Annotated in this window: 16 protein-coding genes; 11 read left to right on the plus strand and 5 right to left on the minus strand. The window is 76.4% G+C overall.

Going from position 1 to position 16,897, the window contains the following annotated elements:
• Both ACFV0G_RS16705 and ACFV0G_RS16710 read right to left on the minus strand, forming a co-directional pair.
• A partial coding sequence (locus tag ACFV0G_RS16705) for an SDR family oxidoreductase (protein WP_380547317.1) occupies window positions 1–1,599 on the minus strand: 1,599 nt, incomplete at its 3' end.
• A gap of 51 nt (window positions 1,600–1,650) precedes the next feature.
• Window positions 1,651–2,727 carry a spore photoproduct lyase family protein gene (locus tag ACFV0G_RS16710; RefSeq protein WP_380547319.1) on the minus strand — a complete coding sequence of 359 codons (1,077 nt, stop codon included), beginning with the start codon at window positions 2,725–2,727 and terminating at the stop codon, window positions 1,651–1,653.
• A gap of 305 nt (window positions 2,728–3,032) precedes the next feature.
• Here ACFV0G_RS16710 and ACFV0G_RS16715 point away from each other — a divergent pair, with 305 nt between their 5' ends.
• The 10 genes from ACFV0G_RS16715 (at window position 3,033) to ACFV0G_RS16760 (ending at window position 13,440) form a co-directional block, all read left to right on the plus strand.
• Window positions 3,033–3,617 (plus strand): sigma-70 family RNA polymerase sigma factor, encoded by a 585-nt coding sequence (locus ACFV0G_RS16715; RefSeq protein ID WP_380547321.1) that lies wholly within the window; start codon window positions 3,033–3,035, stop codon window positions 3,615–3,617.
• A complete protein-coding gene (locus ACFV0G_RS16720) occupies window positions 3,614–4,369 on the plus strand; it encodes an anti-sigma factor domain-containing protein (RefSeq protein ID WP_380547323.1) in 756 nt (251 codons plus the stop codon). The genes ACFV0G_RS16715 and ACFV0G_RS16720 overlap by 4 nt, the downstream gene beginning before the upstream one ends.
• Before the next feature lie 234 nt (window positions 4,370–4,603).
• Window positions 4,604–5,872: an NAD(P)/FAD-dependent oxidoreductase gene (locus tag ACFV0G_RS16725; protein WP_380547360.1), complete on the plus strand. Its 1,269-nt coding sequence runs from the start codon at window positions 4,604–4,606 to the stop codon at window positions 5,870–5,872.
• Window positions 5,869–6,624, plus strand: a complete 756-nt coding sequence (locus ACFV0G_RS16730; protein ID WP_380547325.1) for a DUF1365 domain-containing protein — start codon at window positions 5,869–5,871, stop codon at window positions 6,622–6,624. The genes ACFV0G_RS16725 and ACFV0G_RS16730 overlap by 4 nt, the downstream gene beginning before the upstream one ends.
• A complete protein-coding gene (locus tag ACFV0G_RS16735; RefSeq protein WP_380547327.1) occupies window positions 6,621–7,901 on the plus strand; it encodes a class I SAM-dependent methyltransferase in 1,281 nt (426 codons plus the stop codon). The genes ACFV0G_RS16730 and ACFV0G_RS16735 overlap by 4 nt, the downstream gene beginning before the upstream one ends.
• Complete coding sequence (locus ACFV0G_RS16740) at window positions 7,898–9,166, plus strand: class I SAM-dependent methyltransferase (RefSeq protein ID WP_380547329.1); 1,269 nt, start codon at window positions 7,898–7,900, stop codon at window positions 9,164–9,166. Before ACFV0G_RS16735 ends, ACFV0G_RS16740 begins: the two co-directional genes overlap by 4 nt.
• A complete protein-coding gene (locus ACFV0G_RS16745; RefSeq protein WP_380547333.1) occupies window positions 9,163–9,993 on the plus strand; it encodes a DUF1295 domain-containing protein in 831 nt (276 codons plus the stop codon). The genes ACFV0G_RS16740 and ACFV0G_RS16745 overlap by 4 nt, the downstream gene beginning before the upstream one ends.
• Entirely contained in the window at window positions 9,990–11,321 is a 1,332-nt protein-coding gene (locus ACFV0G_RS16750; protein WP_380547336.1) for a cryptochrome/photolyase family protein, read from the plus strand. Before ACFV0G_RS16745 ends, ACFV0G_RS16750 begins: the two co-directional genes overlap by 4 nt.
• Window positions 11,322–11,425: 104 nt before the next feature.
• Window positions 11,426–11,938 (plus strand): DUF4383 domain-containing protein, encoded by a 513-nt coding sequence (locus ACFV0G_RS16755; protein ID WP_380547339.1) that lies wholly within the window; start codon window positions 11,426–11,428, stop codon window positions 11,936–11,938.
• A complete protein-coding gene (locus tag ACFV0G_RS16760) occupies window positions 11,935–13,440 on the plus strand; it encodes a cryptochrome/photolyase family protein (RefSeq protein WP_380547342.1) in 1,506 nt (501 codons plus the stop codon). Before ACFV0G_RS16755 ends, ACFV0G_RS16760 begins: the two co-directional genes overlap by 4 nt.
• Here the strand turns inward: ACFV0G_RS16760 and ACFV0G_RS16765 are convergent.
• Both ACFV0G_RS16765 and ACFV0G_RS16770 read right to left on the minus strand, forming a co-directional pair.
• Window positions 13,382–14,665, minus strand: coding sequence for an FAD-dependent oxidoreductase (locus ACFV0G_RS16765; protein WP_380547345.1), 1,284 nt, complete (start codon window positions 14,663–14,665; stop codon window positions 13,382–13,384). The two genes, ACFV0G_RS16760 and ACFV0G_RS16765, sit on opposite strands and share 59 nt — an antisense overlap.
• A gap of 64 nt (window positions 14,666–14,729) precedes the next feature.
• Window positions 14,730–15,431, minus strand: coding sequence for an SDR family NAD(P)-dependent oxidoreductase (locus ACFV0G_RS16770; RefSeq protein ID WP_380547348.1), 702 nt, complete (start codon window positions 15,429–15,431; stop codon window positions 14,730–14,732).
• 151 nt (window positions 15,432–15,582) lie between these two features.
• Here ACFV0G_RS16770 and ACFV0G_RS16775 point away from each other — a divergent pair, with 151 nt between their 5' ends.
• On the plus strand, window positions 15,583–16,002 hold the full coding sequence (locus ACFV0G_RS16775) for a hypothetical protein (RefSeq protein WP_380547351.1): 420 nt from the start codon (window positions 15,583–15,585) through the stop codon (window positions 16,000–16,002).
• Here the strand turns inward: ACFV0G_RS16775 and ACFV0G_RS16780 are convergent.
• Window positions 15,966–16,616 carry a fasciclin domain-containing protein gene (locus ACFV0G_RS16780; protein WP_380547354.1) on the minus strand — a complete coding sequence of 217 codons (651 nt, stop codon included), beginning with the start codon at window positions 16,614–16,616 and terminating at the stop codon, window positions 15,966–15,968. The two genes, ACFV0G_RS16775 and ACFV0G_RS16780, sit on opposite strands and share 37 nt — an antisense overlap.
• Window positions 16,617–16,897 lie beyond the last annotated feature (281 nt).

Here is a 16,897-nt window from a genome sequence, read left to right on the forward strand (position 1 = left end):
TGCGCGCCCCCCCCGGGGGCCCCCCCCCCCGCCGCGGCGCCCCGCCGCGCGCCCACCCGGCCGGGGGGCATTCGTGCTCCCGCCCCCCGCCGCCGGGGCGGGGGCCGTCCGGCGGCCGCCGGCGCGTTCGGTGATGTTGCGGGCCATGCCGCCGAAGACCACGGCGTGGAAGGGCGCCACCGACCACCAGTAGGCGTGCCCGGCCAGCCCGCGCGGGTGGAACAGCGCCCGCTGCCGGTAGCGGGTGCCGGCGCCGCCGTCCGGGGCCACGGAGAGCTCCAGCCAGGCCAGGCCCGGCAGCCGCATCTCCGCGCGCAGCCGCAGCAGGCGGCCCGGTTCGATCTCCTCGACCCGCCAGAAGTCCAGTGAGTCGCCGACCCGCAGCCGGTCCGGGTCGCGGCGGCCGCGGCGCAGCCCGACCCCGCCCACGAAGCGGTCCATCCAGCCGCGCACCGCCCACGCGAGCGGGAAGGAGTACCAGCCGTTGTCGCCGCCGATGCCCTCGACCACCCGCCACACGGCGGCCGGCGGTGCGTCGACCCGCAGTTCCTGCACGTCCTCGTAGAGGCTGCCGCCGGCCCAGTCGGGGTCGGTGGGCAGTGGGTCGCTCGGTGCACCGGCCAGGCTGGCGGAGGACCAGCGGGTGGCGACGTCGGCGTCGCGGATCCGCCGCAGGGCGAGCCGGACGGCCCGGTCGAAGCCGATCAGGCCGTCGGGCGGGTCCGGGACCCAGCGGGCGATGTCGTGCTCGCCGCAGACCACCTCGTGCCGCAGCGACTCGACCAGCGGCCGGGCGATGGCGTTGGGGACGGGGGTGACCAGGCCCACCCAGTGGCTGGAGAGCCGCGGGGTGAGCACCGGCACCGGCACGATGACCCGGCGCGGCAGCCCCGCCACCGCGGCGTAGCGCATCATCATCTGGCGGTACGTCAGCACGTCGGGGCCGCCGATGTCGAAGCTCCGGTCGACGTCCGGCGGCAGCTGTGCGGCGCCGACCAGGTAGCGGAGCACGTCGCGGACGGCGATCGGCTGGATCCGGGTGCCGACCCAGTTCGGGGTGACCATCACCGGCAGCCGCTCGGTGAGGTAGCGGAGCATCTCGAAGGAGGCGGAGCCGGAGCCGAGGATGACCGCGGCCCGCAGTTCGGCGGTCGGCACGCCGCCGGCGCGGAGCATCCGGCCGACCTCGGCGCGCGAGCGCAGGTGCGGGGAGAGCTCGCCGGCCGGCACCCCGGCGGGGGTGAGCCCGCCGAGGTAGACGATCCGCCGGACGCCGGCCCGGGCGGCCGCGGCGCCGAACGCGCGGGCCGCCTCGCGGTCGGTCCGCTCGAAGTCCGCGCCGGTGCCCAGCGAGTGGACGAGGTAGTAGGCGACGTCGATGCCCTCGAACGCCCCGTCGAGGGTGTCCGGGCGGGTCACGTCGCCGGTGGCGGTCTCCACCGCGGACCGCCACGGGTGGTCGCGCAGCCGGCCGGGCTCGCGGACCAGGCAGCGCACGGTGTGCCCGGCGCGCAGCAGTTCGGGCACCAGCCGGCCGCCGATGTAGCCGGTCGCGCCGGTCACCAGGCAGTGCAGCGGGGGTGCGGTCGGCTCGGGCATCAAGGGCTCCCGGGGAGGATCGGCCGGTCGGCGGACGGGGGTGGCGGCGGGTCAGAAGGCGTAGCGGACCCGCAGCCAGGGGGCGTGGGCCGCGATCAGGCCGCGGAGCTCGGCGACCGCGGCGGCCTTGAGGCCGGCCCGGTAGCGGACGTTCCAGCTGCCGTTCTCCGAGCGCTTGGCCTCCTGCAGACCGGGCCGCCACAGCACCTCCTCGGCCCGGGGGTGCCAGCCGAGGTTGACCTCGTGCAGGTCGCGGTTGTGGGTCAGCATGATGATCTCCGCGGCGGCCTGCGCCTTCACGGCCTGCGGCAGCAGGTCGTCCATCCGGCGCAGCAGGTCGGCCCAGTCGGCCTGCCAGCCCTCGCGCAGCACGACGGGGGAGAGGTTGAAGTGCACCTCGTACCCGGCCTCCAGGAAGTCCGCGGCGGCGGCGACGCGGTCCGGGACGGGGCTGGTGCGCACGTCCAGCAGCCGGGCGTCGGCGGGCGGCATCAGCGAGAACCGGATCCGGGTGCGGCCGCGCGGGTCGAGGGCGAGCAGGTCGCGGTTGACCCACTTGGTGGCGAACGAGGCCTTGGCGGTGGGCCAGTGCCGGAAGGCGCGCACGAGGTCCGCGGTGTTGTCGCAGACCAGGGCGTCCACCGCGCAGTCGTTGTTCTCGCCGATGTCGTACACCCAGGCCGCCGGGTCGCACTGGGTGGGGGCCGCCTTGCGGCCCTGTCGGCGGACGTGCCCGGCCAGGTAGGAGACGATCCGGTCGATGTTGGTGAAGACCGTGATCGGGTTGGCGTAGCCCTTGCGCCGCGGCACGTAGCAGTAGGCGCAGGCCAGCGCGCAGCCGTTGGCCGAGCTGGGGGCGATGAAGTCCGCCGAGCGGCCGTTGGGCCGGGCGGCGAGGGACTTCTTCTCGCCGAGCACCAGCACCTCGCTCTTCACCCGGGCCCAGCGGGCGACGTTGCCGGCGTTGCCGTGCAGGTGCGGGATCCGCCAGTGCGAGTCCACCTCGACGACCCGGGCGTCCGGGAAGCGGGCCAGGACGGCGCGGCCGCGCCCGGAGGCCGCCGCGGCGGGCTCGGCGTAGATCTCGCGGATGTCGAACAGCCTGGTCTGGCGGTGGGCGGCCGGCATGGCAGCGGTCCTCCTGGTGGTGCGCTCGCCCCGGATTCGGAGCCGCGCCCCGTCCGGATTGGTCCGGCCGGGCCGGTGTGGAACGCTCGTCGGACCGGGCGGCGCCATTCTCCACGGCCGGGACCAATCCGCCGCCCCGCCGGCTTCGAACGCCTGATGCCGTGACCGTCCGGCGCACCCGCCGGCCGGCTCCGACCCCGTGGTCCCTGGAGGTCCCGTATGTCCGCCAACCGCCCGACGGGCGGGCTCCGCGCCCGGCCCGTGCGCCCGGTGGCCCGTGCCACCCGATGCCGGGGGGTGGGCCGATGAGCACCGTCGTGCACCTCTCCGGCCCGCAGCGGCGCGGGCCGGATCTGAAGGAGCTGATCGCCAAGGTGTCCTTCGGCGACCAGGACGCCTTCTCCCGGCTGTACGACGCGGTGGCCGGGCCGGTGCTCGGGCTCGTCCGCCGGGTGCTGCGGGACCCGGCGCAGTCCGAGGAGGTCGCCCAGGAGGTCATGCTGGAGGTGTGGCGGACGGCGTCGCGCTACCGGCCCGAGCGCGGCGAGGTGCTGCCCTGGGTGCTGACCATGGCGCACCGCCGGGCGGTGGACCGGGTGCGCTCCGCGCAGGCCGCCGCCGACCGCGACCGGCGCGTCGCGGCCCAGTCGCACACCCCGGTGTACGACGAGGTCGCCGAGCAGGTCGAGGGGCGGCTGGAGCGGGAGCAGGTCCGGCGCTGCCTGAAGTCGCTGACCGAGATCCAGCGCGAGTCGGTCACGCTCGCGTACTACCGCGGCTACTCCTACCGGGAGGTGGCCGACATGCTCGGCACGCCCCTCGGTACCGTCAAGACCCGGATGCGGGACGGCCTGATCCGGCTGCGCGACTGCCTGGGGGTGGGGTCATGACCATCGGGGCCGATCTGCACACGCTCACCGGCGCCTACGCGGCGCACGCCCTGGACGGCGCGGAGCGCACGGACTTCGAGCGGCACCTGGCGCAGTGCCCGGCCTGTGCCGCGGAGGTCGCCGAGTTCACCGCCACCCTCGCCCGGCTCGGCGCCGCGGAGGCGCTGCAGCCGCCGCCCGAGCTGAAGGCGCGGGTGATGGCCGCCCTGCCGGCCGTCCGCCAACTCGCGCCGTCCGGCGCGGAGGTCGCGGCCGGCCATGCCGCGCCGCGGCAGCGCGGCCGGTTCGCCCGGAACTGGCCGAAGCTGGCGCTGGCCGCCTCGGTGGCGCTCGCCACCGGCTTCGGCGCCCTCGCCGTGCAGCAGCACGACCAGGCCGACCGGGCCCGCGCCGAGGCCGCCCGACTGGCCGACCAGCAGGCCGCGTTCGGCACCCTGCTGACCGCCCCGGACGCGAAGACCGCGACCGGTACGGCCGGCTCCGGGGTGGGCACCGTGGTCTGGTCGCAGAGCCGCGGCGAGGCGGGCTTCCTGGCCGCCGGGCTGCCCGCGCTGCCGCAGGGCAAGACGTACCAGCTGTGGTTCAACGACGCGGGCACCATGCGCCCGGCCGGCCTGCTCCCGCAGAGCAACGGATCGCTGGTGCTGAGCGGCCCGATCGACGGCGCGGCGGGCGTCGGCGTCACCGTCGAGCCGTCCGGCGGATCGCAGCACCCGAGCGGCAACCCGGTGCTCCTGCTGCCGTTCAGCTGAGAACCCGTCGGACCGGGTGCGCGGCACCGCGCCCGGTCCGACGGCCCGGCAGGAATTCTCCCGTTCGGAGCAATCCGCCCCTCCGCGTGCCCCGAATGGCCGGTGACAGCAGCGCACCCGGCGCCCGCCCCGGCGGCGTCCGGCCGAACGGAGGGGCCCGCCGTGACCATCCCCGTAACCGTCTCCACCCGCACCGAGGACCGCCACCGGGCGGGCGCGGCGGCGCCGCGCACGGTGGCCGTGGTCGGCGCGGGCGTCGCCGGCCTGACCGCCGCGTACCGGCTCCACCGGGCCGGTGTGCAGGTCGAGCTGTTCGAGGCGGACGACCGGCTCGGCGGGCACGCGCACACCCAGCGGGCGACCGGCGCCGACGGGCGGACGGTGCCGCTGGACACCGGCTTCCTGGTGCACAACGAGCGGACGTACCCGCACCTGGTCCGGATGTTCCGGGAACTCGGTGTGGCCACCCGCGACAGCGACATGAGCATGTCGGTGCGGTGCGAGGGCTGCGGCCTGGAGTACGCGGGCGCCAAGGGCCCGGCCGGCCTGCTCGCCAGCCCCTCCGCCGCCGTCCGCGGCCGCTACCTGCGGATGCTCGCCGAGGTGCCGCGCTTCCACCGCCGCGCCCGCCGGCTGCTCGCCGACCCGGACGCCGGCGACCCGTCGCTCGCCGAGTTCCTCGCCCGCGGCGGCTTCTCCCGCTACTTCGTCCACCACTTCATGAACCCGGTGGTCGCCGCCGTCTGGTCCTGCGCACCCGACCTGGCCGGCGACTACCCGGCCCGGTACCTGTTCGCCTTCCTGGAGAACCACGGGATGCTCGGCATCACCGGCTCACCCACCTGGCGCACGGTGGTCGGCGGCTCCCGGACGTACGTCGAGCGGATCGCCGAACGCCTGCCCGCCGTCCACCGCGGCGCCCCCGTCCGGGCCGTGCACCGGCACCCGGACGGCGTCACGGTCACCACCGCGGACGGCGGGCGGACGGCCGCCGACGCCGTGGTGGTGGCCACCCACGCCGACCAGGCACTGCGGCTGCTCGCCGACCCCACCGACACCGAACGCGCCGTCCTCGGCGCCTTCCGCTACTCCCGCAACCCCACCGTGCTGCACCGGGACGCCTCCCGGCTGCCGCGCGCCGCCCGCGCCCGCGCCTCCTGGAACTACCTGATGCCCGACTGCGCCGACCGCGCGGACGCCGTCCAGGTCAGCTACCACCTCAACCGGCTGCTCGGCCTCGACACCGCCGAGGACTACCTGGTCACCCTGAACGAGGACCGCCACCACCCCATCCCGGAGGAGCAGATCCTCTCCCGGACGGTCTACGAGCACCCGATCTACACCGCCGAGTCCGTCGCCGCCCAGCGCCGGCTGCCCGAACTCGCCACCGCCCGGACCGCGTTCGCGGGCGCCTACCACGGCTGGGGCTTCCACGAGGACGGCTGCCGCTCCGGCGTGCAGGCCGCCGGCGCCCTGCTCGGCACGGCGGTGGTGGCCCCGTGACCCACGCCCTCCCCGGCCGCTGGGGCGCCGCCCTGTACGAGTGCCGGATCGCGCACGCCAGGACGGCCCCGCTGCGGCACTCCTTCGCCCACCGCACCTACCTCTGGCTGGTCGACCTCGACCGGCTGCCCCGGCTGCCCGCCCCGCTGCGGCCGCTCGCCCGCTTCCGCGCCGCCGACCACCCCGGCGACCCCCGGCGCACCCTGCGCGAGAACCTCGACGCCTACCTCGCCGGGCAGGGCGTCGACCTCGCCGGCGGCCGCGTCCTGATGCTCGCCCAGGCCCGCTCGCTCGGCCACGTCTTCAACCCGCTCACCGTCTACTGGTGCCACGACCCCGACGGCCGCCCGGTCTGCACCGTGGCCGAGGTGCACAACACCTACGGCGGCCACCACCGCTACCTGCTGCGCCCCGGCGCCGACGGCCGCGCCGGGACGCCCAAGGAGTTCTACGTCTCGCCGTTCTTCCCGGTCGACGGCGACTACCGGATGGCGCTGCCCGAACCCGGCGAGCGGCTGCGCCTCACCGTCCGCCTGGAGCGCGAGGGCCGCCCCGCGTTCACCGCCACCGTGCACGGCGAGCGCCGCCCCGCCACCGCCGGACAGCTGCTGCGCGCCGCCGTCCGCCACCCGCTGGCCACCTACGCCGTCCCCTTGCACATTCGATATCAGGGCATACGCCTCCTACTGCGCGGCCTGCCCGTACACCCGCGACCCGACCGGACCGCCCGAGAAGAGGTTCCCGTCCCGTGACCAGCCCCGCCACCGCGACCGCCCCGCACCCCGTCGACGCCCACCGCTGGCCCGACGTCGCCACCGTGCCCGACGTCCCGCTGCGCGCCGCCGTCGCCGGACGCCTGCTGCGCCGGGTCGCCCGACGGCGCGGCCTGCGCGTCGAACTCCCCGGCGGCCGCACGCTCGTACCCGCCCCGCCGGGCGCGCCGGTGCTGCGGCTGCACCGGCCCGAGGCCTTCCTGCACCGGGTCGGCGCGAGCGGCCTGATCGGGTTCGGCGAGTCGTACCAGGCCGGCGAGTGGGACGCGCCCGACCTGGTCGCGCTGCTCACCGCCCTCGCCACCGCCCCCGAGACCCTGGTGCCGACCGGCGCCCAGTGGCTGCGCCGCCTCTACGTGCAGCGGCCGCCGGACGCCGAACTGTCCACCGCGGACAACGCCCGGCAGAACATCCGCCGGCACTACGACCTGTCGAACGAGCTCTTCGCGCTCTTCCTCGACCCCACCATGACCTACTCCTCGGCGCTGTTCGCCCCCGGCGCCGACGGCCGGCCGGACGCCGGGTGGGACACCCTCGCCGATGCCCAGCACCGCAAGATCGACCGGCTGCTCGACCTCGCCGCCGTCGGCCCCGGCAGCCGTGTCCTGGAGATCGGCACCGGCTGGGGCGAACTCGCCCTCCGGGCCGCCGCCCGCGGCGCCCGCGTGGTCAGCCTCACCCTCTCCGAGGAGCAGCTCGCCCTCGCCCGCCGCCGGATCGCCGACGCCGGGTACGGCGACCGGGCCGAGGTCAGGCTCTGCGACTACCGCTCCGCCGAGGGCAGCTACGACGCCGTGGTCAGCGTCGAGATGATCGAGGCGGTCGGCCGCCCGTTCTGGCCCGCCTACTTCGGCACCATCGACCGGGTGCTCGCCCCCGGCGGCCGGGCGGCGATCCAGGCGATCACCATGCCGCACGACCGGATGCTCGCCAGCAGCGAGACCTACACCTGGATCCTCAAGTACATCTTCCCCGGCGGGCTGATCCCCTCCGTCGCCGCCATCCGGCAGACCGCCGAGAAGCACACCTCGCTGCGCCTGGCCGAGGCGTACGGCTTCGGCCCGCACTACGCCGAGACCCTGCGGCTGTGGCGGGAGCGGTTCACCGAACGCGCCGACGAGGTCACCGCGCTCGGCTTCGACCGGGTCTTCCAGCGCATGTGGGAGCTCTACCTCGCGTACTCCGAGGCCGGGTTCCGCACCGGCTACCTCGACGTCCAGCAGCTGCTCCTGACCCGCGAGGGGGACCACCGATGACCGCCGCCGCCCGGCTCGAACCGCTCCTCACCGGCCTGCTGGACGGCCCGCTGCCGTTCCGGCTGCGCACCTGGGACGGCTCCGCCGCCGGGCCCGCCGACGGCCCGGTGGTCGTCCTGCGCAACCGCCGCGCGCTGCGCCGGCTGCTCTGGCAGCCCGGCGAACTCGGCCTCGCCGACGCCTACATCACCGGCGACCTGGACGTCGAGGGCGACCTCGCCGGCAGCCTCGGCGCCGTCCGCACCGCACTCGCCGGCCGCGGCCCCGTCCGCCCCTCGGCCCGCGACTGGCCGGCGCTGCTCGCCGCCGCCGCCCGGCTCGGCGTGCTGGGCCCGCGCCCGGTGCCGCCCGACGGCCGGGCCCGGGTCGGCGGCGCCCTGCACAGCCGCTCCCGCGACCGCGCCGTGATCAGCCACCACTACGACCTCTCCAACGCCTTCTACACGATGCTGCTCGGCCCGGCGACGGCCTACTCCTGCGCCTACTGGACGCCCGGGGCCGACACCCTGCACGCCGCCCAGACCGCCAAGTTCGACCTGGTCTGCCGCAAGCTCGGCCTGGGGCCAGGCAGCCGGCTCCTCGACGTCGGCTGCGGCTGGGGCGCGCTCGCCCTGCACGCCGCCCGCAACCACGGCGCCCGGGTCACCGCGGTCACCCTGTCGGCCCGTCAGCACGACCACGCCACCGCCGCGGTCGCCGAGGCCGGCCTCGGCGACCGGATCGAGGTCCGCCTGCAGGACTACCGCGAGCTCGCCGACGGCCCGTACGACGCGGTCAGCTGCATCGAGATGGGCGAGCACGTCGGCGACAACCGCTACCCGCAGTTCGCGGCGCAGCTGCACGGCCTGCTGCGCCCCGGCGGCCGGCTGCTGGTCCAGCAGATGTCCCGCGGGGCGCACGCCCCCGGTGGCGGCGCCTTCATCGAGACGTACATCGCCCCCGACATGTCGATGCGCCCGGTCGGCGCGACCGTGGCGATGCTGGAGGAGGCCGGCCTGGAGGTCCGCAACGTCGAGGCGATGCGCGAGCACTACGCCCGCACCATCGACGCCTGGCACGACACCCTGATGCAGCGCCTGCCCGAGTTCACCGCGCTGGTCGGCGAGCCGACCGTCCGGCTGTGGCGGCTCTACCTGGCCGGCAGCTCGCTCGCCTTCGCCGAGCGCCGGATGGGCGTCGACCAGATCCTCGCGGTGCGGCCCGCCGCCGGCGGCGCGAGCGGCGCCCCGGCGTCCCCGGCCCAGTGGTACGGGGAGTCGCGGTGAACGGAGCGGCGTTCGCCGTCAACCTGGCCGCCACCCTCGGCGCGGCCCTCGCGGTACTGCTCGCCGCGTTCGCCGTCGGGGTGCGCACCGGCCGGCACCGCGGCGTCGACGTCGCCTGGGGGCTGGCCTTCACCGCGGTCGCCTGGACGGGCTACGGGCTGTCCGCCGGGTACGGCGACGACGGCCGCCGGCTGCTCGCCACCGTCCTGGTCACCGTCTGGGGGCTGCGGCTGTCCGCGCACATCGCCCGGCGCGCCCGCGGCCAGGACGAGGACCCGCGCTACGCCCGGATGCTCTCCCGCGCACCCGCCGGGCCCGCCCGCACCCGGTACGCCCTGCGGATGGTCTACCTGCTCCAGGCCGCCCTGGTCTGGTTCGTCTCGCTGCCCGTCCAGGCCGCCCAGTACGTGCCGCACCCGCCCGGTCCGCTCGCCTGGGCGGGCACCGGCCTGTGGGCCGTCGGCCTCTTCTTCGAGGCCGTCGGCGACCAGCAGCTGACCCGCTTCAAGGCCGACCCGGCCAACCGCGGCCGGGTGATGGACCGCGGCCTGTGGCGCTACACCCGCCACCCCAACTACTTCGGCGACGCCTGCGTCTGGTGGGGCCTGTTCCTGCTCGCCGCCGACACGCCGATCGGCTGGGCCTTCGTGCTCAGCCCCGTCCTGATGACGTATCTCCTGGCGTACGGCAGCGGCAAGCCGATGCTGGAGCGCCAGCTGGGCTCCAGCAAACCGGGCTGGGCCGAGTACACCGCCAGGACCAGCGGCTTCCTCCCCCTGCCGCCGCGTACCCGCCCCCGCCCGCCGACCCCCGGAACCTCCCGATGACCGTCTCCGTCGCCCTGTTCACCCAGGACCTGCGGCTGCACGACAACCCCGTGCTGCACGCCGCCCGGGCCGCCGCCGACGAGGTCGTGCCGCTCTTCGTGCTCGACCCCGACGTCGCCGCGGCCGGCTTCGCCGCGCCCAACCGCCTGGCCTTCCTCGCGGACTGCCTGCACGACCTCGACGCCTCACTGCGGCAGGCCGGCGGCCGCCTGGTGCTGCGCCGCGGCCCGGCCGCCGAGGAGGCCGCCCGGCTCGCCCACGAGGTCGGCGCCGTCTCGGTGCACGTCGCCGCCGGCGTCAGCGGCTTCGCCCACCACCGGGAGGCCGCCCTGCGCAAGGCCCTCGGGGACCTGCTGCACGTCCACGACGGCTCGCTCACCGTGCTCGCCCCCGGCGCCGTCACCCCCGTCGGCAAGGACCACTACGCGGTCTTCACCCCCTACCACCGGGCCTGGCAGCAGGCCCCGCGGCGCACCCCGCACGGCGCGCCGCGCACCCTGCGCACCCCGGCCGGCCCGCGCAGCGAACCGCTGCCCACCGGTGTCCGACCCGACTCGCCGGGCCTGCCGCCGGGCGGCGAGAGCGCAGCCCGGCGGGTCTGGAAGCACTGGGACAGCGACTCCTACCTCGACCGCCACGACGCGCTCGCCGCCGACGGCACCTCCCGGCTCTCCCCGTACCTGCACTTCGGGTGCCTGTCCGCCAACGAGGTCGCCCACCTCGCCGAGGCGCGCGGCGGCGAGGGCGCCGAGGCCTTCGTCCGGCAGCTCGTCTGGCGGGACTTCCACCACCAGGTGCTCGCCGCGCGCCCGCACGCCGCCCGCGACGACTACCGCACCAGGGACGACCGGTGGCGCCACGACGAGCAGGAGATCGAGGCCTGGCGGCAGGGCCGCACCGGCTTCCCGGTGGTCGACGCAGGCATGCGCCAGCTCGCCCACGAGGGCTGGATGCACAACCGGGCCCGGCTGCTGACGGCCTGCTTCCTCACCAAGACGCTCTACCAGGACTGGCGGATCGGCGCCCGGCACTTCCTCTCCCTGCTGGTCGACGGCGACGTCGCCAACAACCAGCTGAACTGGCAGTGGGTGGCCGGCACCGGCACCGACACCCGGCCCAACCGCGTGCTCAGCCCGCTCGTTCAGGCCGACCGCTTCGACCCGGACGGCGCCTACGTCCGCCGCTGGGTGCCCGAACTCGCCGACGTGCCCGGCCGCGCCGTGCACCGGCCCTGGACCCTGCCGTCGCCCCCGCCCGGCTACCCCGCGCCGATCGTCGACCCGGCGGACGTCTCCGTCCGGCTGCGCCGCGCCCGCGGCCTGGACTGACCGGCCCGCACCGCTGCACGAACGCTGCGAGTCGTGGGCCGCCCGCTCCCGGCCCACGCTGGCAGGACCGGGGCGACGAGCCCCCTGCCGATCGGAGCGACCCGATGGATCTGCGTGATGAACTCCCCGTCGACCACCGGCTGGCCCAGGTCTACCGGATCGGCGCCGGCCTCTGCGGCGCCGCCCTGCTGGTCTTCGGCTGCCTGGGCCTCGCCGACGGACTGGCCTTCTTCTCCACCAACGGCGAACAGGTCGCCGGACTCTCCAGCAACGGCCTGCTCAGCCTGGTCTCCATCGTCTTCGCCGTGGTCCTGATCGCCGGAGCCGTGATCGGCGGCAACACCGCCTCGACCGTCAACATCGCGGTCGGCACGCTCTTCGTGCTCAGCGGCTTCGTCAACCTCGCCGTGCTCGACTCCGGCGCCAACTACCTGGCCTTCCGCATGCCGAACGTCATCTTCAGCTTCGTCACCGGCTTCGTCATCGCCACCTTCGGCATGTACGGCCGGGTCTCCGGCAAGCTCCCGCACGACAACCCGTACTGGCGCAGCCGCCACCCGCAGGCGGCCCGCCCCGGCGGACCGGGCCGGACGGCGATCGGCGGCCGCGCCACGTGACCCGCCCGCACTGGGTCTTCGCCGACCAGCTGGGCCCGCACTTCACCGACCCGTCGGAGCACGGACCGGCCGAGCACGCCGAGATCGTCCTGATCGAGGCCCGGTCCGTGCTCCGGCGCCGGCGCTTCCACCGCGCCAAGGCCCACCTGGTCCTCTCCGCACTGCGCCACCGGGCCGCCGAACTCGGCGACCGGGCCCGCTACGTGCAGGCGGACACCTACCGTCAGGGGCTGCGCGCCGCGGTCGGACGCCGCCGGGTCACCGTCCGCCACCCCACCTCCCGGGCCGCCCTCGGCCTGGTCGAGCGGCTCCCCCAGGTCGAGGTGCTGGCGCCCCGCGGCTTCCTGGTGGACCACGCCGACTTCCGCCGCTGGGCGGACGGCCGCGGTGAACGCCGCCTGCTGCTGGAGGACTTCTACCGCGCCGTCCGGCGCCAGGAGCACCTGCTGCTGGACGGCGGCGAACCGGCCGGCGGTCGCTGGAACCTCGACCACGAGAACCGGGAGCCACCGCCGCGCGGCGCCGCCGCCCTGCCGGTCGAACCGCCGTGGTGGCCCGAGGAGGACGACATCGACGCCGAGGTCCGGGCCGATCTGGACCGCTGGGAGAAGGCCGGCGAGGTCTCCTTCGTGGGCCGCGACGGCCCGCGCCGCTTCGCCGCCACCCGGGCCGAGGCCGAGCAGGCCCTGGAGCACTTCGTCACCGCCCGGCTGCCGCACTTCGGGCGCTGGGAGGACGCGATGCTCCACGACGACCCCTGGATGGCGCACAGCCTGCTCTCCGTCCCGCTCAACCTCGGCCTGCTCGACCCCGGGGAGTGCGTCCGCCGGGCCGAGCGGGCGTACCGGGACGGCGCCGCGCCGCTGAACAGCGTCGAGGGCCTGGTCCGCCAGATCGCCGGCTGGCGCGAGTACGTCTGGCAGCTCTACTGGTACCTCGGCGAGGAGTACCGCGGACGCAACGCCCTCGGCCACCACGCACCGCTGCCCGACTGGTTCGCCGAACTGGACGCCGGGGCGGTCGGCGCGCGCTGCCTCGCCCGCACCCTCGCCGAGGTCCGCGACCTGGGCTGGGTCCACCACGTCCCGCGCCTGATGGTGCTCGGCAACTGGGCGCTCCAGCACGGCTGGGACCCGCGGGCCGTCACCGACTGGTTCCACCGCTGCTTCGTCGACGGCTACGACTGGGTCATGCTCCCCAACGTGGTCGGCATGTCCCAGTACGCCGACGGCGGCCTGATCACCACCAAGCCGTACGCGGCGGGCGGCGCCTATCTGCACCGGATGGGCGACTTCTGCGGCCCCTGCCGCTACCGGCCCACCGAACGCACCGGCGAGCGCGCCTGCCCCTTCACCACCGGCTACTGGGCCTTCGTCCACCGCCATCGCGACCGGCTGGCCGCCAACCACCGCACCGCCCGCGCCACCGCCGGCCTGGCCCGCCTCACCGGCCTCCCGGAACTCCTGGCCACCGAGCACTCCCGCGGCCAGGACCCGCCGTAGTCCCGCGCAGGTCGGCCAGGACCTCGCGGGCCGCGCGGGCGCCGGAGGCCATGGCGCCCTGCAGGGAGCCGGTGGCGCGGTGGTCGCCGCACACGTAGCGGCCGGGTGAGACGCGGGCCGGCCGGGTCAGGGGGTGCGGTGCGGGCATGGCGGGCAGGGCCGCGGCGATCCGGTAGTCCGTCAGGTGCTCCCACCCGGAGGTGTCCGCCCGGTACAGCTGCGCCAGGCGGTCCCGGACGGCGGACTCGTCGGCGCCGGTGCCCAGGACCGAGGTGGAGACCAGGGCGCGGCCGTCCGGTGAGTACGCCGGCACCACCTCGGACAGCACCACGGTGTTCAGCACCACCCGGTCCGAGTCCACCACCAGGGTCGGTTCGCGCAGCGGGCTCACCGGCGCCGCGTGGTACAGGGTCGTCACCGACCGGGCCGGGGGCACCGCCAGCCCGGGCAGCAGCCGTGCCGCCTCGGCCGCCTCGGTGGCCACCACCACGGCGTCCGCGGCCAGTTCGGTGCCGTCCTTCAGCAGCACCCCGCTCTCGGTCAGCCCGGCGACCGGCGCGGAGAGCCGGAGCGTCCCGGCCGGCAGCACCGCCGCCAGCGCCCGCGGCACCGCGCCGATGCCCTGCTGGGGCAGGCAGAGCGTGCCGCGGAGCATGCTGCGCCAGACCAGGTGGAAGAAGCGGCTGGAGGTCTCCAGCGAGTCCTCCAGGAAGACCCCGGCGAGGAAGGGCCGCAGCACCGAGTCGACCGTTGCGGCCGACAGCCCGTCGGCGAGCATCCGGGCCGTCGCGACGTCCGGCCCGCGGCGGATCAGTGCCGGCGGGGCCAGCAGGTCGCGGGCGCCCAGCAGGCCGAGGCCCACCGTGTCGCGCAGCGGCGCCAGCCGGCCCGGCCGCAGGTCGCCCGCGAGGCCGGGCCGCCGAGTCGGGTCGGCGAACCGGTACCGCCCCCGCGCGCCCGCCAGCAGGAACCCCGGCGTGAACGGGTGCAGCCGCAGCCCGCGCAGCGCGAAGCGCCGCCGCACCTGCGGGTACGCCGTGTTGAAGACCTGGAAGCCGCGGTCCAGCCGGAAGCCGTCGACGGTGTCCGTCCGGACCCGCCCGCCCACCTCGTCCGAGGCCTCCAGCAGGAGCACCCGCAGGTGCTCCGCCGACAGGTCCTGCGCGCACGCCAGCCCGGCCGCGCCCGCACCGACCACGATCACGTCCACCGCCGTGCCGGCCACTGCGCCGTTCCTCCTCGCCTCGTCGATGTCCTGCCGCCCGCCGCGGGATCCGCCCGCCGGGCGCTCACCCGGACAGCACCGGGCGGTTGGCGCCGTCCGCCGCCAGCAGCGCCGCGCCGGAGCACAGCCCGTCCAGCAGCGCGGCGACGTACGCCGGCAGGTCGGCCCCGGCCGGCAGCCGCGGCGCGGTGCCGGCCACCGCGCGGCCCGCGAAGCCGGTGTCCAGGTGCGGCGGCCGGGCGTCCAGCACCGTCCGCCGGTGCCGGTGCTGTTCGAGCCGGACGGTGTCCAGCCACGCGGACAGCGCGGCCTTGGAGGCCGCGTAGCCGGCCAGCCCGGCCATCGGCGCCGACACCACCGCGCCGGTCAGCGCCGCCATCGCCCCGCCCGCGGGCAGGACCCCGAGCGCGCCGCGCAACACCGCGATCGGGGCCAGCGCATTGACCGTCAGCAGGTGCTCGTCCACCGCGTCCGAGCCCTCCTCGGCCCGGCCGAACGCCACCGTGCCGAAGGCCGTCAGCACGGCGTCCAGGCCGCCCAGCGCGCCCGCCGCCCGGCGGGCCAGCGCCGCGCAGCCGGCCAGGTCGTACGCGTCGAACCGGCTGTTCGGGCAGCCGCCCAGGGCCTGCGACACGGCCGCGAGCCGGGCCGGGTCACGGCCGGCCACCGCGAGGTGCGCGCCGCGCTCGGCGGCGAGGGCCGCCACCGCGCCGCCGATCACCCCGGTGGCGCCGACGACGAGCAGGCGAAGCCCGGCGATCTCCATACTCCAGTCATAGCCCGGGCTCCCCGCGGCCGGGCGGTGCCACGCGGGAGCGCCCGCCGGCCCGGGCCGGGGCCCATCCGGACGGGCTCCGGCCGCGAACCCCGTGCGGGCGCACCGAGCGCCCGCCGGAGCACCCGACAGAGGAGACGCCGTGGACCGCCGACTGTTGAGGATCACCGGGGCCGCCACCGCGGTCTACGGCATCGCCGTGGCCTGCCGCCCGGGCCTGCTGGCCCGCCCGTCCGGCCTGGTGGCGCCGGACGGCAGCGTCCCCGAGGAGGTGGCGACCACGCTGCGCCCGCTCGCGCTGCGCGACGCGGCCTGCGGCCTGGCGATGCTGGCCGCGCCCGACGACCGCTCGCTGCGCACCGCGGCGCTGCTGCGGATCGCCGCCGACCTCGGCGACGCCGCGCTGCTGTCGGCCACCCTGCCGGGCCGGCGCCACCGGGCGATGGCCCTGGTGGTGTCGGCCGGCTGGGGCGCGCTGTCGGTGGCCGGGCTGTGCCGCAGCGGGCCGCCCGGCCGTCCGGCCCGTCAGGAGGTCGGCATCAGCACGGTGTCGACGATGTAGACGGTGGCGTTGGCGGTCTGCACGTTGCCGCAGAGCACCTTGCTGTTGCCGTTGACGGTGAAGTCCTCGCCGGAGCCGGTGACCGTCAGGTTGCCGCCCTCCAGGGTCTTGTGGCTGCCGGGCAGCGCGGCCGGGGCGAGCCGGTCCGGGGTGACGTGGTAGGTGAGCACCTTGGTGAGCTTCGCCTTGTCGGCGAGGAGGGCGTCCAGGTCGGCCTTCGGGATCTTGGCGAAGGCGTCGTTGGTGGGCGCGAACACCGTGATGTTCTGCGCGGAGTTGAGGGTGTCGACCAGGCCGGCCTGCTTGACCGCGGTGACCAGGGTGGACAGCAGCGGGTTGTTCGAGGCCGCGGTGGCCACCGGGTCCTTCGCCATTCCGCCGAAGCTGCCCGCGCCGTCCTTGGGCACGGCGGCACAGGCCGCGCCGAACGGCTGGTCGGCCGCCGCGGTGCCGGACGCGGCGGACGGTGCCGCCGAGGACGCCGGGGCCGTGGTGGCCGGCGCCGCGGCGGAGGTGCCGGAGCCGCTGCTGCTGCACGCGGTCAGGCCGGCGGCCAGCACACCGGCGGCGGCCAGCGCGGCGAGCGAGGTACGGCGGTGGGTGCTGCGGAACATCGGGAACTCCTCGGTGTCGGTGGATCGGTGCGGGTGCCAACCCGTGGGGGTGGATCTGTCGACGAATCGACGGTCGGTCAACCGCTCCGGGCACGGCGGTGCCGTCGGCCGGGCCCGCCCGGCCCGGCCGCGGGGGCGGGGGGGCGGGGCGGGCGGGGGGCGGCGGCGGGGGCGCGGCGCCGTCGGTGTTACAAACCGGGGGGTTAATTGCCCGCCGCGCTGTGCGCCGCGGCCGACGGTCGCGGGCGGGACGCCTTCGGCCGGCTGACCGACCCGGACGC

It is taken from the genome of Kitasatospora sp. NPDC059571, from assembly GCF_042735675.1.
Taxonomy (GTDB): Bacteria; Actinomycetota; Actinomycetes; order Streptomycetales; family Streptomycetaceae; genus Kitasatospora.